We start from the raw sequence: 16,535 nt of genomic DNA, 5'->3' as shown, positions 1-16,535 counted from the left end.
GTGTACACTTTGATTAAGAAATATAGTCGACCTAAAAAGGCACGACTAGCGAACTAGTCGTACCTCCTTCATGTCGAGCGGTATACAATCTTTCGAATCGTGTGCGTCGCCAAATGATAGGACTTGGCCAGATTTTCGATTCGCTCTCCGTTCCGAAACGCTGCGCGTATGGCTTCGTTTCGTTCCTCAAGTAATTGTTTCCCACCGTTGACCGTCCCCCATTTCCGTTTCGTGTCGGTCGGGGTCGGCACATATAGCGTCTCACCTTGTACGTATTGTTGCACCTCTTGCAACAATCGTTCTGGCAGAATCTGTTGCGCATTGACGTACTTCATCATACCTCGCTCCTTATTGAATGAATCCAATCCGATAAGGGAGCAAAGCCAAGTGGTTTACATTAAAATCAAGCGATCAAGGTATTCGTTTCGCCCCATGCAAGTGATCGCCTTTCGTCCAAATGGCTTTGCATGAGTGCGTGAAGACCTAGAAAATCGAAGCCGATTTTCCACGGGTATGCGCCTCCTTTGCGATGTGTCGTTCTTTCGATTATACCAGATTCAATGAATCGGCAAAATGGCGACTCAGCCGTTCTTCATACTGAATTCATCTGCGAGCTTGAAGGACACGTCCTTCACTTCTAATCCGCTTAACGCGAAATAGAGTTGGAGATAATTATGTTGATTCAAGAAAAAGACCTGTTTCGTCTGCGTCACCCATTCCCCGTCCGTCCCATTAAACGTGAACGTCGCACCCGGGATATTGTTCGCAAACAACGTCACCGGCATCTGCGCCAACTCTCCCGCGTTCGAACGGGCAGTCAACGTGATATCATACGTCCCCGTTTGGTCGACAGAGATGGCGAAGACATGTGTGTTTCCGGTCGAGGTATCGATTCCTGACAAATCAACGTGTTCCCCGTTTTCGAGATGTTGATAGTCCAACTCGAAGGTATCCTGTTGATTCGTCTCATCTTCAAAGCCGAGCACCTCGACCGAACCATCATGAATTCCGAGAAGACGCTCCATCGCTGGTGATTTCAAGATGAACGTACAAATATTGCGCGCGCTCCGCAACAACTCGCCTCGTGTCACAACGCCTTCTTCGAGCGATGCCATCGTATTATCCTCGAATGAGTTGAGGTCTGGACGGTCGACGACCATATACAAATCATTTTGCGAGCGGACCATCGCCGCTGTATTTTGACGGTTGGCGGACTCGTCCTCACGGAAGTTCACTTTTGCCCACCAGTCCGTCATGACAATCCCTTCAAAGCCCCACTCGTCACGTAAGATACGCGTGTTTTGATCGTATAACCCGGCCGTCCAAATCCCATTGACCGCACCATACGTCGTCATAATCGATGTGGCCCGACCCTCTTTCACGGCCATCTCAAACCCTTTCAAATAAATCTCGCGTAACGCCCGCTCCGAGACGACCGAATCGATATCGTGACGATGCGCCTCCTGGTTGTTGGCGCTGAAGTGCTTGAGCGTTCCTGTCACACCGACACGGTGCATCCCGTTCAACTGAGCGACTGCCATCTTCCCTGTCAAATGCGGGTCTTCCGAGAAGTATTCAAAGTTCCGACCGTTCAACGGGTTGCGATGAATGTTCATCCCTGGTCCGAGCAACGTATCGACCCGGTTTTTTCGCATCTCAAGCCCAGTCATCTCAAACAAGTCTTCGACGAGATCGACGTTGAACGTGGAAGCCAAAAGCGTCCCGTTCGGAAGCGCGAACGCCTTCGTCCCGATATCCATGCGAATGCCTGATGGACCATCGGCACAACATGCCGCTGGAATCCCAAGCTCGTTCAACCGGTCGGATACGCCACCAAACGCCGCTGCCGTCCCCGGTGTGACGCGTGGTGAATTCATCCCTTGTCCGCGGACAATCGCAGCCAAATCTTCATCCGTCAATTGATCCAAGAATGTGTCGAGTGACGCCTTTCCATGATACACATCACTCAATTTGATGCCTTGGTCATCTGTGAAAGGTCGCGTCTCAGGACGTTCTTCCAAATAACGTGTCTCGACGTCAACGGCGCGAAGCGGCGTCGACTCATAACCCACTTCCAATCCTCGTTCGTCTTGAATCGGTTTTATCCGCTCGAACGGGAGGACAGGCGCCATATTTTCGCTTAACGTCTCGAGGACACGTTGGTCCTGTTGCTCGACTTCGAGAGCAAGTGTAGCCGAACGCACATCCGTTCCGACGTACAACCGATACGTTCCTGCCTCTAAAACGAAACTTGATTCATGACCCGTCACGCCGGAGTCGTCATAGCTCGCAAAGTCAGTCATGTGGACGTTGAAAGAAAGGGTTTGGCGCTCGCCCGGTTCAAGAAGCAAGGTTTTCTCGAACGCCACCAATGACCGGAGCGGATTCCCAAGCTTCCCTTGCGGTTTCTCGACGTAGAGTTGGACGACTTCTTTCCCATCGCACTCACCCGCGTTCGTCACTTCCACCTCGACCGTCAGGACACCATCAGTTTCTGCGGTATGCTTTACCTCCGTTTTGAACGTCGTGTAAGACAGTCCGAATCCGAATGGATATAAGACATCCTCCTTCGCGAACGTTTCGAAGTAGCGATAACCGACATAGATGTCTTCTTGATAAATGCCTTTATCTGCATGACCAAAGTTCTTCGTCGACGGATAATCTTCAATCGATTGAGCAATCGTATCCGTCAGTTTCCCGGAAGGACTCACATCTCCGACGAGCACGTCGACGAGTCCTTTTCCACCTTCCATCCCACCTTGCCATGCATAGAGGATGGCACTCGGCTCCTTCGCCCACTTCATGTCGATGATGTTCCCAACGTTCAACACGACGACTGTCTTGTCGAAGCGTTTCGTGACGCGCTCGATCATCGTATGTTCGATATCCGTCAATAAGTAACTACCCGGATCGGCCGTGTTGTCACGGTCTTCTCCTGCCGTACGTCCAATCATGATGAGGGCGACATCTGATTCTTGTGTCGCCTGTTCGACGAGTTCGTCCGTTACGTCCATCTCCAGTTGCGACCACGGTTCACCGGCCCAACCGACACCTTGGTCGAACGGATTCTCCTTCACCCATTCCTCATACGTCGCATAGAGCGATTCATTGATATGAATATCTGGACGCTCGCGCAATGCCTCGAGCGGCGTCGTGACATGTCCGACGTTCACCATCCCGCCTGAGCCCGTACCGCTCTTGTAGTAATGGAACTGGCTACGACCAAATACGGCGAGCTTCGTCCCTGACTGTAATGGGAGGGTCTTCTGTTCGTTTTTGACTAACACGACTCCTTCCGCGACCGCTTGACGTGCCAATTCCTCATAACGAGTCCAATCCAATGTATACTGTTTCATTTCGTCAGCTCCTTAAGTCCTTTTGCGATTACATTCATACAATCGTCTGCCTGTGGATAGTCTCCCAACTTGTCCATGAAGGCATGGTCCATCCCCCGATATTGAATGAGGCGTGTCGGGACACCCGCTCGTGCCAGTTTCCGCGCATACGCCTCCCCTTCGAGTCGTAAGTAATCGTACTCCGCCGTCACAATCAAAGTCGGTGGTAGGCCTGAGACATCGTCTGCGAATAATGGTGAGACGAGCGGATGCGTGACATCCACCTCCCCTTGAAGATAGAGGTCATTTAAGAGCGAATCCGAGTCGGCGAGGGCGAGCACGACACCTCGAATTAGGTCGTGATGATGCGAGATATCATAAGCATCGAGCGCCCATTTAAAATCATCTGTCGGAATCGAACCCAGATTGACGACGGGATAGACGAGCGCTTGATAACAAATGCGTCCTTCCCCTCGTTCTTGCTCCATCAGACAGCAAGCGGTCGCCAAGTTGCCTCCGGCACTATCCCCTGCGACAGCAATTTGATCACGAAGGACGTTCAACTCCGTCGCGTTGGCATATACCCATTCAAAAGCGCGGTAACAGTCATTCAATCCGGCCGGGAACGGATGCTCCGGGGCGAGACGATAATCGACGGAGAGGACAACCGCGTTCGCTCGTTCCGCGAGCAACTTACAAGGATTCTCAACCGTCTCGAGCGTGCCTCCGAAGAAGCCGCCACCATGGAAGAAGAGAATGGCTGGGATGGCTTCAGTATGATGCGGACGATACAGACGAACCGGGATGTCACCCTCCTCACTAGGAATCATGAGATACTCGGTTTTGATATCAGTCGTCGTCTGATCCCGGTTCGGCCACCCCATGCTGGCGCGTGCCGCCTCCAGGTCAAATGTTGTATCCGGTTCATTGTGCGAAGAATGATTTGCGGTCAACGTCGCAAAGACGCGTGGATCAAGGTCACCGGTACGGTCTGAACCTGGAATGAGTTTGATGATGGTTTCGAGGTGGTTTGTTCTCGTAAGTTGCTGATGCTGATTCAAATAATCCATGAGATTTTCATAACTGTGTTTCAATATGTAGACCCCTTTCACCAGTACTTATTTTTATATGAAATTGGCTTTCCTAATGCCTTTCGGTCTATAATGGACTGTATTGCAAATAGACATTGAAATTTTCTGAAGCAGAAGTTTTCACGAAAGAATGAGGTTACCCATGAACAAACAACAATTTACTGATTATCGCCTGAGCGACGAGATTACGCGCGCGCTAGGCATTATGAAATACGAATCACCGACTGAGGTACAGCAGCAGGTCATCCCGCGTGCGCTCGAGCGTGAAGACTTAATCGTCAAAGCACAGACCGGAAGCGGAAAGACAGCTGCTTTCGGAATTCCGGTCATCGAGCTCATCGACTGGGCCGAAAACAAACCACAAGTGCTCGTCTTGACGCCGACACGCGAACTCGCCGTTCAAGTACGGGAAGACATGACGAACATCGGACGTTTCAAACGAATCAAAGCGACTGCCGTCTACGGGAAAGAACCGTTCTCGAAACAGCGTGAAGAATTGAAGCAAAAGACACATATCGTCGTCGGTACGCCAGGTCGCGTCATGGACCATATCGAGCGTGAGACCCTCTCACTCGACCGCGTCGAATACTTGATCATTGATGAAGCGGACGAGATGCTCAACCGCGGCTTCCTCGCTGACGTCGAGAAGATTCTTCAACAGTTGCCGAAAGACCGCGTCACGATGGTCTTCTCAGCGACATTCCCACAAGATATCGAACGTCTCTGCCAGAAGCATATGAATGCTCCGGCACGTGTCGCGATCGAATCGACTGGCATGACCGCTTCGACAATCGAGCACCGCCTCCTCCCGGTTCACCGGAATGAGAAACTGGCTGTGCTTCAAGACATCACGGTCGTCGAGAACCCGGACAGCTGTATGATTTTCTGTCGGACGAAGGAGAACGTCGATACGGTGTACGCCGAACTCGACAAAGCCGGTTACTCGGCTGAACGCCTCCACGGCGGACTCGAGCAAGAGGACCGTTTCGCCGTCATGAACGGCTTCAAGATGGGTAACTTCCGCTACCTCGTCGCGACAGACGTCGCAGCACGTGGAATCGATGTCGATAACGTCGAACTCGTCATCAACTATGACGTTCCTGTCGAAAAAGAAAGTTACGTGCACCGTACAGGTCGTACCGGACGTGCCGGCAAACAAGGAACAGCAATCACGCTCATGACCCGTCAGGAAGAACGTCTCATCAACGCGATTGAATCATACGTTCAATTCGAGATTCCGATGATCGATGCGCCGACAGAAGCGGAAGTCGCGGCTAACCAAGATGCCTTTGAGCAGAAGTTAAGTGGCCGACGTGTCGTTCGAAACAACAAGACGGCTCGTATTAACCAGGACATCATGAAGCTTCACTTCAGTGGCGGGAAGAAGAAAAAACTTCGCGCCGTCGACTTCGTCGGAACAATCGCCAAAATCCCTGGCGTATCCGCTGACGACATCGGAATCATCACAATCAATGATCAGATGACATACGTCGATATTTTGAACGGAAAAGGTTCAATTGTCCTTCAAGCGATGGAGACGACGCCGGTCAAAGGGAAGAAATTAAAAGTAAGCAAAGCGCGTAAATAATACAACTCTAGCCTCAAAGATGATATTCGTCTTTGAGGTTTTTTGTTGTTTCATAAATTCCGAAAGCGCTTTCGATAAACACTAAAAAAATATAGCTTTTAGAAAACGTTTTCACCTGCATCATACCTGTATCAAAGTTTGAATTCAACCTTCCTCACTTGATTGTCAAAAAAGAGCCCAAGGTTTACATCTTGGACTCTTAGCTTGAACGTTCACTTATGAACACTGCAACATGCTCGATTAGTCTAGCGACTCTTCCGAGATGAGCTTGAACCCTTCAATCTCCGTCTCCTCTTCCACTTCAATCAACAAGCACGGTTTTCCTTTATAGTTCACTTGCTTCACGTATTTCAAGTCTTGTGGACTGACGGAAATATTGGCCACTTTCGTATTGATTTTAATCGACTTTGACGTATACTTCGGAACGACACTCGTCGCTTTCATCTCATATTTCGTATCGTCGACGACTTGCTTGAACGCCTGCTCGACCTTCTCCGTCGTCACATCTTCCACACCGCTCGCCCGTAAGACGACCTCGACGGCACGGGAGTCGAGCATCGCTACCCTCTCTTCTTCCTGTTCGTTCTCTTCTTCGGCGACAATGATTTGATTGATTTCATCATAAACGGTCGCGAGAGTCCGGGAATTGACTTCTTCGCCGATGACCGCTTTGACCACTTCTTCGAAGACCGCCTTCTCTTCCACTGCCGTGACAATCTCCGAACCGTTCAACACGTTCTCAATGAACGTCATATCCGGTTGATGCGCTTTGTGTGCCGAATAAAGCACATGGTTCACATCGGCCGCGTTGTCCGTGAAGCACGGGAATAAGAATCCGCCGATCGGCGCCTCGAGTTTGATGATCGGATTCACAATCAAGCTGGCTTTGAACTCCCGCTCGACGAAGTCAAAGACGAGTGATTTTTTCGGAAGCTCTGTCGGGCTGATGCTGCCGAGGATGAACTTCGTCGTATACACCTCATCGTTCGCGTGAATCTCAGACTCTTCCGAGTACCGATTCGTCGGCTTATTGTAATTCCCCCGGATGAACGTCACGACCATATCTTTCTCAAACGGTGTATCCTTTACCATCTTCAACGCGATGCGTTGCATATAGTCCGTCCAGACGTCGGTCTCTTCCGTACGAAGTCCTTCATACAGCAAGCCTTGCGTATGGTCGACCTGACCTTCCTCAGGATATTGGAACTTCACTTCGAACAGTTTTTCATCAAGTTTTCCACCGAGCACTTTTTTGAAGTTCGTCAAAAACAGCTCCTGCTGCTCTTCTTCTAAGAACGGGAACGGACGCAACTCTTCGTAATAAATCTCATTCGTTTCCTGTCGGATGTAAATCGTATATAAGTCAGCAATTTTTAGCTTTGTCGCATTTACTTTAAACTGTCGGCGAATCGCCGCAATCTCTTTCTTGTTCATTCCATCCACCTCTTCTTTTCTCTCCATCCATGTCACCCATTATACCAGTCCTGATCGCTCACTAGTTCCAAAGAAATAACACCGGATTGTCCATTAATGCTAGAGAAGGATTTGCGATAGTCTTTCTAATCATTTTGCAGATTTTCACACTTTTTCAAAATCGTCCTGTGTATGATCAAGTTGAATTTATCGCGTGATGTTTGTCTCACTAGTTGTTTGATGAAAGGTTGCCCACTTGCTCGACAAGTGTTCATTCCAAATACATAGTAGGAGGCTTTATATGTTGAAGAAACTTATGTCTGTCGCACTTGTCGCCTTGCTCGTCTGGATTTCCGCATCGTTTGACGCTACACCAGTCTCTGCTTTCCCACCGAACATCCCATCGAAAGCGGACGCGCTCACGAAACTGAATGCCCTCACTGTCAAAAATGAAGGGTCGATGACGGGGTATAGTCGTGACCTCTTCCCGCACTGGTCGAGTCAAGGAAGCGGTTGTAACACGCGTCACATCGTCTTGAAACGAGACGCTGACTCGGTCGTCGACGAATGTCCGGTTGCGACTGGCTCATGGTACAGTTACTATGACGGAATCACGTTCACCTCAGCCTCTGACATTGATATCGACCACGTCGTTCCGCTCGCTGAAGCATGGCGCTCTGGCGCAAGCAGCTGGACGACGACAAAACGTCAAAGCTTTGCGAACGACTTGAACGGTCCTCAATTGATTGCGGTGTCCGCTTCATCGAACCGCTCAAAAGGAGACCAAGATCCGTCGACATGGCAACCCCCTCGCACCGGCGCTCGCTGTGCGTATGCGAAGATGTGGGTCGAAACGAAGAGTCGTTGGGGCTTGAGCCTTCAATCAGCAGAGAAGTCAGCACTCACGACAGCCATCAATGCTTGCAGTTACTGAGTTAGAAAAGGAGTCTTCGAATGAACGAAATCACTTCGATCTTTAAGGCAACCCACGGTGTCATGACGGAAGAAGTCGGTGTCATCAGTGGTGAGTTGGAACTGACGACGGCGTGTCAGGAAGATGGTTCCTTGACACTCCACATCACGTACGTCGGAGCGAAAGATGTATATACGCTCCCCGGCAGTCCTTATCAGCTTCATGACCCGAACGATCATACTGTCATCCATCAGATGCTCGTGAATGTTCTCGAACGGACGTAAAAAGAAGGAGTTGATCACTCGATTTGAGTGACCACCTCCTTCTTTTACTTTTTCATCATTTTTACAATGGATCGGATGACAAGATATGTCACGCCGAAGACGAACGCCACTAAAAGAAGACTTGCACCACCAATGATTCCGAATGTGAACATGTTTGTACCTCTTTTTCATTTTCTGAATGAGAACATGATGAAGATAACATATTTTCCCATCCTTATGAACCATGACTAGTTTTGTTGTTGCTTCCGATTGACCTCTCGAATAATCGCGAGTGCCTCTTCATAAGACTGTCGCAACTCATCCGGCATGTCTTCGACATACTCCCCAGCACGTACTCGAATCGATTCTTCTCGCATAAGCGCTTCGATATATGCGTCATATTCGTCAGCAGTCAACACATCACGTGCAGCAGGCTGATCGTTCAATTGATCGAAGTATGGCTGAAGATCAGCAAGTGCCTGCTTCACTTCCGCTCGTTCCGCCTTCGGAATCGCTTCATAATCGACATTTCCGTTCGTATTTCCATAAGCGATTCGCGTATCCGTGAAGATGCTCAGACCTCGCTCGAACTCATTATATTCTGCCTCACCCAATACTCCTTTCGCTTGATTCAATTTGGCGTCCAATAACAAGTATTTCTCTAAAGTAGCACTGACGATATGTACTTTCATCTCGTCAAACGAACCGTATAACTCATCCGCCAAGAGGGATTGATAAGCGAATGCACCAGTCGGGATGAGTAGTGCCGCTGCGATTCCGACCGTCATCAACCGCCGACGGATAAATCCTGGTTCCCGGCGCATTTCTTGTTTCGCTCGCTTCACACCTTGGCGCCCCCGCTCCCGTAGCTCACCCGGAATTTCGATGTCTGCCAACACTCGCTTCATCTCACGATCCATAGCAATCAGCCTCCTTCCATTCTCGTCTCAATTTATCGACGGCCCGATACAAGGTTGTCTTCACCGTACCAATCGGCCATTCTAATAAATCTGAGATTTGTTGAAACGTGTAGTCCTGATAATATTTCAGCACGACCACACTGCGTTCATCCTCATGAAGAGAATCCATCATATCAGCGAGTGTCATCGTTATCGCGTAATCCGTTTCCGCAATTCCGATTGACTCTTCAAACTCCTTCTTCAATTGAATCACATTTTGTCTCTTCTTCATGACATCGAGCGCACAGTTGATGGTGATCTTCATCAACCACGTCTTCAAAAATTGTGGTTCCCGTAACGTTCTGATCTTTTTAAATGCTTGATAAGCGACTTCTTGCACAACGTCGAGCGCATCGTCCGGATTTTTGACGTACACGTAGGCCATCCGATATAGGTCGGCCTCGTAATGCTGAAAGATCTTTAAGAAAGCCTGATCATTACCTCGTTGCGCTTTCTGAATGAGACGTTTCATCGAACGTCCCCCCTTTTCGTTTTTTCCCTTACACTCATTAGACATGAAACGCGTCCATTTAGCTTTACTCATTTGGGAAAAAATGAAAAAAAGCATCTCAGAAGAGACGCTTTGATGATGACACGTTCTGATATTTTGTTAATAAGTCTTTCGGAATATGGCAATAATCATCCGGACAACGCGTCAGGCGGTCCTGATGCTCGTCCGCACTTCGCACATAGTTTGTGAGCGGCTTGACTTCAACAGCAATCCGCTTCGCATCCGAGCGTCGATCAATGAATGCCTGCGCCTCCATCACATGTTGTGACTCCTCACTGTAGACACCCGTTCGATACTTCTCTCCGACATCGATTCCTTGTTGGTTGATGCTGTATGGGTCGATGATTTCAAATAAATAGCCCATCAAATCATTGACCGTCACCACGTCCGGATCGAACGTCGTTTTGACGCACTCCGCGTATCCGTCATATTCCCCGTCCAACGTGTCCGTCGTTCCGTTCGCACGTCCCGCTTCAGTTGAAAGGACGCCAGGTAATGTCCTCACAAATTTTTGAACGCCCCATAGACATCCGCCCGCTAAATAGATTGTTTCGATTGGAATCACTCCCGTTCCATATTATCATCTTCATCTTGAATATACCCCAACCGCTTCAAATCTTCATAAACAAGCGTAGACAATAACGTTCGCCCGTCCCCATTCAAATGGTCCGGGTTATGGAAGAAGGATTGTTTGTGAATGAACCGTTCGTCCCCCATGTAGTTGAGGAATGGGACATCGATATCCAATTTTTCTAAATGCTGAAATACGAGGCGTTCCATGACCGCTTCGTCGAAATACGCATGATACGACGAATGGACCGGCTCCATCGCCAAGACGACGCGATACCCTTTCTTCTTGCAGTAATCGATGATGTCTTGTAAATATGCCATATTCTCTTCAATCTCGTGATTGTTCACGGCATTCTCATATTGGGCGGCGACTTCCTCATACTTACGCTCGGAATAGTTCAGCCCCCCATTCTCCCATGGCTTATGCGCATCGAAGCGAAAATCTCGGATTTCCCGGGAAATGGCGGCGTAGGCACTCCCACTGTTTAATGCAGGGAAGCGTTCGTGTGTATAGTAGTTGAACCAACTGACCGACTCCAAGTCTTCCCGTTCCAAGACGCGATAGTAGTTTTCTTTCCGACCGACGTTCGAATTGCTGAAGGTGATTTGTGATAACGACACAATCACGACCCCACCTGGCTTCAGATGTTCATCGTATTCTTTTAACATCTTCAAGTCATATTCGATTGGCTGACTCGGTAACGCCAAATCCAGATGCGATAATCCAAGCGACTTGAATGAATACCCGTACATCGCATGGGACGTCCCCAAATTGATGATGTCGACCGGGTGAGGGTCTTCCTTGAAGGCAAGGACAGCTCGGTTATTATTATATTCCCACGACTCTTTCACGAACTCGTTGACGGGAATGAAGATTGCGATGATGACGAGTAATACGACACCTATTTTGATTCCTAAACGCTTCATGCTAATTCCTTTCCATCCATCTTAGAACCCACCGTATACAAATCCTTGGCTCGACACGCCAAATAAGAACGCTGAGATAATCAAGAACAAGTTGATGGCCACACTCGTCACGGCAGACTGACGTGCCATCCAATCCCAAGCCGAACCTCTCGTCCGCTCGATATGTTGGAACAGATGAACGACGACAAAGACGACGAGGAAGATGATCAAATCGAGCAATGAGAAGATTTGAATCGCCTGCAACATGCCTGACGGTGCCCATGAAGAAGGCGTCACGTACAGTTTGGCATGCGAGAACGCCTCCGCCATGGAGTGCGACTGGAAGAAGACACGTGAGAAACAGACGAGCTGGAACGTGATGGCGATTTTCCACCACCGATGCAGTGTCGGCACACGGTCAAATCCGACCCATGACGCCATTTTTTCACGTTGTTGTTTCGTATGATCTCCGAAGACGCGATAGATTCCATGAATGAGTCCCCATAAGACGAAGTTCCATGCGGCTCCGTGCCAAATTCCACTTACTAAAAATGTCGCAAGGATGGCACCATAAATTTGTTCGCGTTTCTTCTTTCCTTTCGCGAGTGGCATGAAGATATAATCCCGTAGCCACATCGAAAGCGTGATATGCCAGCGGTTCCAGAAGTCGGCAATCGATACGGCGAAGTGCGGTTGCTTGAAGTTTTCCGATAAGCGAATCCCGAGTAAGCGTGCACAGCCGATCGCGATGTCACTGCATGCCGAGAAGTCCGCGAACAGTTGAATCGAGAACAACATCGTCGCGAGCACAATCTCCGAACCGGTCGGGTCCGGGCTATTGAACACACTCGCGACAATCGGGGCCAACCGATCGGCAATCAATGTCTTCTTGAAGAATCCCCAAATGATGCGCTGGATGCCGTAGCTGATGTTGTCATAGTCAAGATGTTGCTCCGTCTTCAACTGCGGCAACAGTTTTTTCGCCCGCTCAATCGGACCTGCCACAAGTTGTGGGAAGAAGGCGAAATAAACCGAGAAATAGCCATAATGACGCTCCGCCTTCTGCTTCCCGCGCGAGACGTCCACGACGTAACTGATGGCCTGGAACGTATAAAAGGAAATCGCCAACGGTAAGACGATTTCTCTATACGGGACGTCATAATCAAATCCGCTCCATGTAGCAAATGAACGGAGCGAATCATTGACGAAATTAAAATATTTGAACCAGCCGAGGAAGAAGACGAGCACCGAGACACCGACCCACATGAGCCGTTTTTTCTGCTCCTTCTTCTCCTGTTTCTCAATCAGAATTCCAATCACATAGGTGAAAGCGGTACTGATCAGCAGGAGCGGGATGAATTGAACGCTCAACGTGGCGTAAAAGACATAGCTCGCCAACAAAAGGAGCACCCAACGATATCGATGTGGAACCATATAGTACGTTCCAACGATGAGTGTTAAAAATAAGAGAAATTCAATCGAAATAAAAGTCATATTTACCACCTGATGTTATGAAACTTGATGATATACCGATTCCTGACAATCAGGTGGTCACAAGTTCTCGCTTCGGCAATGCGGCATAACGAATCTTCCCGAACGCATTACGCGGAATCTCGTCAATCTGCATCACCCGAACACCTTTCACCTTGATTTGTTCTTTGATGATTTTTTGAATGCGTGCAACGTCATCTTGTAACGTATACACGTATAACTGGTCGTCTTCCCCGGCACAGACGGAGTCATGTCCATGCTCTCGAAGGAGCGCCTCGACTTCGTCTAGGCTGATTCGACTGCCATACAGTTTGATCATGCGCTTGATTCGGCCGACGATAAAGAAGTATCCATCCTCGTCACGATACGCCATGTCACCTGTTCGTAAAACACCGTGATTGTCATCACCTTTTGAAAGGTCCGCTAACGAGGTCGCATACCCAAACGACACGTTGTCGCCTTGATACACCAGTTCGCCCGTCACATTCGCATCTTTGATGTCGTTCCCGGCTTCATCTCGTAACGAGAGCGTTCCACCAGGGATGGCAATTCCGATGCTACCGGCTTTTTTCGCATGCATCCGATCCGGTAAATACGACATCCGGGCCGTCGCCTCCGTCTGACCGTACATGATGAAAAATTGAATTCCTTTTTCTTCACATACCGTTGAGAAGTGCTGCGCAAGCTTCGGATCTAACTTGCCACCGGCTTGCGTCAACTTCTTCAGGCTTGGGAGGTCGTACGTCTCAAACTTCAATCGTTTCAACATCTCATAATGAAACGGGACCCCACCAAACGTGGTTGCCTTCTCGGCACGACATAGCTCCCAAAACTCCTTTTGAACGATTGAGCGGTCTGTCAGGATGAGGGTCGCTCCTTTTAACAGATGACTGTTGATGATGGAGAGTCCATACGAATAGTTCATCGGAAGTGTCGTGATTGGTTTATCCGTTTGATCGATGTCGAGATAGTCGATGATGGATGAAGCGTTCGCCATCAGATTTTTGTATGTGAGGCGAACAAGTTTCGGACTCCCTGTACTACCGGAAGTTGTCAACAGAAGGGCAAGCTCCTCATGAAGTTGGTGGCGAACCGATGTTTCGTTTTCAAATAGGGCGTAGCCGCCATAAGCATAGAAAGAATCTAGCGACTCAGCCAAATCCTCCCTCGTCTCCGGAGCCCAGACGTGAGTCGGTTGATACCGTTCCATCAACTTCTGTAATTGTTCTACTGGAATATCTGCATCGAGCAAGACCGGGACGACTCGTCCACGGAGAAAGCCGATATATGCGAAGAGCGACTCGACTCGGTTAGCACATAAACAGAAGACGAGCGACCGTTCGCCGACTTCCTGACAAATCGAGTCCCCGACTTCCATCATCTCTTTATATGAATAAGAGCGGTCCGCATAGACCACCTCACGATCCGTGTACTGCTCGAGTGTTTGAAAAAGCGTCATGACTGGATGTCCACACCGAGACGTTGCAACAACGCGATACCAGACTGATACGAATGGAACTCTGTCATTTCATCCGAGTCGATATACACGTCAAACGCATCCTCGATTTCAGCGATGAGGGTCATATGTCCAATCGAATCCCACTCCGTTGATTCCCCAAGCTTCATCTCTTCAAGGACCACATCGTCCTCTAGTTCCAATCCATTTCGAAATGCCATGTTATATGCTTCAAGCGTGCTCATTGTATTCATCCTTTCACATTCACTCAACCTTATTCGATTCCATCTATTCTTATCGACTGATAATGATAATCATTTGCCTTGTGATTCTATCACAATTTTTCGAAATCCTCAATTCTTCATAGGAGATAAAGCTTGAAGTTGAGCGATTTTTTGTATGAAAAAGACCACATCGTTATGATGCGATCTCAGGAGATGATAAAACATATTCGAGTTGTAAGTCGAGTGGTTCTGCCTCGTACACTTCTGGCACGATTTCTTCGGCTAACGTACATCCCATCGCTTCATAGAAATGATACGTATCAATAGCCGGATTCGCCCCGATGTATAGTTTCTTCGCACCTCGTTCGATTGCTGCCTGACAGACACGTTCAAATAATCGCTTTCCGATTCCCTGACCTCGGAAAGGACGACTCATATGAATGAAGCCCAAATTCAAATACTGATCATCCGGTCCGAGCAGGTGTCCATCCAGTCCGGCAAAGCCGAGTAACGTTTCACCATTTTGGATTGCGACAACAACTCCGCCACGGTCGATGTAGTAGTTGAGAATCTCGATGACCTGTTGTTTTTTCGCATCGTCCCATTCATCAATATAGTGCTCGTCTTTTTGATAAAGCTCACCATTTGGATCCACGGCATAGATGCGATGCGTTTCCTGGAAACGTTCGAAGGTGTTTAGAAAGTTTGAATCCAGTCGATTTGTTAGGAGGTGAATCGTAGCGTTCATCGTAGTCTCCTTGTGATAAAATTTTCAATCCTGTAAAGCTTCTGTCAGACGAATCATTTGAAGTTCTGACTTCACCGAATTGATAGAAGAGATCGTTTCATTAGAACGTTTAGCCAAATCCTCCGGTAAATTTTTCAATCGTTCAGACGATTCATCAAGCTCTTTCATAAATTGTTCATGTTGGCTTTGATCAATCTTAGTCACTTGTTTCTTCTCTTTCCAAAATTGCAGAGATTGGATTACTTTTTCACTCGATGACTGGAACGAATAATAAGTGGAGATCGTTTTATTTACTGACAAAAGAACCTTCGAAGAGATTTCTAATGCCTCATGTGCCTCAACAGTCGAATTCCGGATATCTTCAATTTGATAAATCAACTCAGAATCTAGCTCTTTTTCAATATCAATTAGTTTCACTGGGTCATGTGAATTTTGATAGTCACTATATGATTGCTCGACCCGTTCGCGAGTTTTTTTCATATCTGCTTTTACTTGTGATAAATGCTCTAATCGAAATAAAATGGCATCCAATTCTGTCAAAGCATTATTTGTATTACTAACATATCCACTGACTTTTCCCAAAAGCGGGTTATTCACCATGCTGTTAACGCCAGATAAAACAAGAGTGGCTGAATCAATTTGTTCTAAGAGATCTCGGATTGGAAATAACTTTTCATTCACCAACTCAACTTGATTCACAATCTCAGATAAATCTTTCTCATACTCATTTAAGTCATTTAATATTTTCGGGGTTTTTTCTTCAATGACGGCGAGTGAATCTTGTTGCATTTGCTCAATTTTCATTTGAGAGGATTGATCAGCAGAGACTTTTTCTGATTCAGACTGATTCAACTTGCTCACTATGTAACTTACTGAACCTGATACGATAAGCGATGAGACAAGCGTAATCGGTAATAAATACCGTTGAAACGTAGAAGTCCGCTTTCTCGTCAATGTATCTTTTTTCGATTCCATATGTAACGAATCTCCTTTAAATATAATGAAAAAATTATTTTTTGATGGTAATTATCTATATTGTAATGGCTGATTCTTACAACAACAATTGT

Annotated in this window: 16 protein-coding genes; 3 read left to right on the top strand and 13 right to left on the bottom strand. The window is 47.9% G+C overall.

Annotated features, from left to right (window positions below; genetic code table 11):
- Window positions 1-68 precede the first annotated feature (68 nt).
- The 3 genes from KOG47_RS10660 to KOG47_RS10650 form a co-directional block, all read right to left on the bottom strand.
- The gene (locus KOG47_RS10660) at window positions 69-335 is read right to left on the bottom strand and encodes a CD3324 family protein (protein WP_147537676.1); all 267 of its coding nucleotides are present in this window, start codon (window positions 333-335) and stop codon (window positions 69-71) included.
- A 246-nt stretch (window positions 336-581) separates the two neighbouring features.
- Window positions 582-3,356: a glycoside hydrolase family 3 protein gene (locus tag KOG47_RS10655; protein ID WP_215244202.1), complete on the bottom strand. Its 2,775-nt coding sequence runs from the start codon at window positions 3,354-3,356 to the stop codon at window positions 582-584.
- Window positions 3,353-4,429: an alpha/beta hydrolase gene (locus tag KOG47_RS10650; protein WP_251131864.1), complete on the bottom strand. Its 1,077-nt coding sequence runs from the start codon at window positions 4,427-4,429 to the stop codon at window positions 3,353-3,355. The genes KOG47_RS10655 and KOG47_RS10650 overlap by 4 nt, the downstream gene beginning before the upstream one ends.
- 139 nt (window positions 4,430-4,568) lie before the next feature.
- On the opposite strand from KOG47_RS10650, the gene KOG47_RS10645 reads away from it, so the two are divergent.
- On the top strand, window positions 4,569-6,014 hold the full coding sequence (locus KOG47_RS10645; RefSeq protein ID WP_074035205.1) for a DEAD/DEAH box helicase: 1,446 nt from the start codon (window positions 4,569-4,571) through the stop codon (window positions 6,012-6,014).
- Window positions 6,015-6,254: 240 nt separating this feature from the next.
- Here the strand turns inward: KOG47_RS10645 and KOG47_RS10640 are convergent, their stop codons facing one another.
- Window positions 6,255-7,448 carry a DUF4317 domain-containing protein gene (locus KOG47_RS10640; RefSeq protein WP_015880257.1) on the bottom strand — a complete coding sequence of 398 codons (1,194 nt, stop codon included), beginning with the start codon at window positions 7,446-7,448 and terminating at the stop codon, window positions 6,255-6,257.
- 280 nt (window positions 7,449-7,728) lie between these two features.
- Between KOG47_RS10640 and KOG47_RS10635 the strand changes: the two genes are divergently transcribed.
- Together KOG47_RS10635 and KOG47_RS10630 are read left to right on the top strand one after the other, a co-directional pair.
- Window positions 7,729-8,361, top strand: coding sequence for an HNH endonuclease family protein (locus KOG47_RS10635; protein WP_074035207.1), 633 nt, complete (start codon window positions 7,729-7,731; stop codon window positions 8,359-8,361).
- A 20-nt stretch (window positions 8,362-8,381) separates the two neighbouring features.
- A complete protein-coding gene (locus tag KOG47_RS10630; protein ID WP_031424128.1) occupies window positions 8,382-8,624 on the top strand; it encodes a hypothetical protein in 243 nt (80 codons plus the stop codon).
- A 227-nt stretch (window positions 8,625-8,851) separates the two neighbouring features.
- On the opposite strand, the gene KOG47_RS10625 is transcribed toward KOG47_RS10630, so the two are convergent.
- The 9 genes from KOG47_RS10625 to KOG47_RS10585 form a co-directional block, all read right to left on the bottom strand.
- Complete coding sequence (locus KOG47_RS10625; RefSeq protein WP_214691411.1) at window positions 8,852-9,523, bottom strand: DUF3600 domain-containing protein; 672 nt, start codon at window positions 9,521-9,523, stop codon at window positions 8,852-8,854.
- Window positions 9,513-10,034 carry a sigma-70 family RNA polymerase sigma factor gene (locus KOG47_RS10620; RefSeq protein ID WP_214691412.1) on the bottom strand — a complete coding sequence of 174 codons (522 nt, stop codon included), beginning with the start codon at window positions 10,032-10,034 and terminating at the stop codon, window positions 9,513-9,515. Before KOG47_RS10620 ends, KOG47_RS10625 begins: the two co-directional genes overlap by 11 nt.
- A 97-nt stretch (window positions 10,035-10,131) precedes the next feature.
- The gene (locus KOG47_RS10615; protein WP_214691429.1) at window positions 10,132-10,629 is read right to left on the bottom strand and encodes a peptide-methionine (S)-S-oxide reductase; all 498 of its coding nucleotides are present in this window, start codon (window positions 10,627-10,629) and stop codon (window positions 10,132-10,134) included.
- 5 nt (window positions 10,630-10,634) lie between these two features.
- Window positions 10,635-11,570: a hypothetical protein gene (locus KOG47_RS10610; protein WP_215244201.1), complete on the bottom strand. Its 936-nt coding sequence runs from the start codon at window positions 11,568-11,570 to the stop codon at window positions 10,635-10,637.
- A gap of 21 nt (window positions 11,571-11,591) precedes the next feature.
- A complete protein-coding gene (locus KOG47_RS10605) occupies window positions 11,592-13,043 on the bottom strand; it encodes an MBOAT family O-acyltransferase (RefSeq protein ID WP_214691414.1) in 1,452 nt (483 codons plus the stop codon).
- 49 nt (window positions 13,044-13,092) lie between these two features.
- Complete coding sequence (locus KOG47_RS10600; RefSeq protein ID WP_215244200.1) at window positions 13,093-14,499, bottom strand: AMP-binding protein; 1,407 nt, start codon at window positions 14,497-14,499, stop codon at window positions 13,093-13,095.
- Entirely contained in the window at window positions 14,496-14,741 is a 246-nt protein-coding gene (locus KOG47_RS10595; protein WP_015880247.1) for an acyl carrier protein, read from the bottom strand. The genes KOG47_RS10600 and KOG47_RS10595 overlap by 4 nt, the downstream gene beginning before the upstream one ends.
- A gap of 172 nt (window positions 14,742-14,913) precedes the next feature.
- Window positions 14,914-15,468 (bottom strand): GNAT family N-acetyltransferase, encoded by a 555-nt coding sequence (locus KOG47_RS10590; protein WP_215244199.1) that lies wholly within the window; start codon window positions 15,466-15,468, stop codon window positions 14,914-14,916.
- Between the two features lie 24 nt (window positions 15,469-15,492).
- Window positions 15,493-16,443, bottom strand: coding sequence for a hypothetical protein (locus tag KOG47_RS10585; protein ID WP_215244198.1), 951 nt, complete (start codon window positions 16,441-16,443; stop codon window positions 15,493-15,495).
- Window positions 16,444-16,535 lie beyond the last annotated feature (92 nt).

Origin of the sequence: Exiguobacterium sp. s121, assembly GCF_018617245.1 — a bacterium.
Lineage (GTDB): Bacteria > Bacillota > Bacilli > Exiguobacteriales > Exiguobacteriaceae > Exiguobacterium > Exiguobacterium profundum.
Note: the sequence above shows the minus strand (reverse complement) of the source record. Positions and strands in the feature narration are given on the sequence as shown.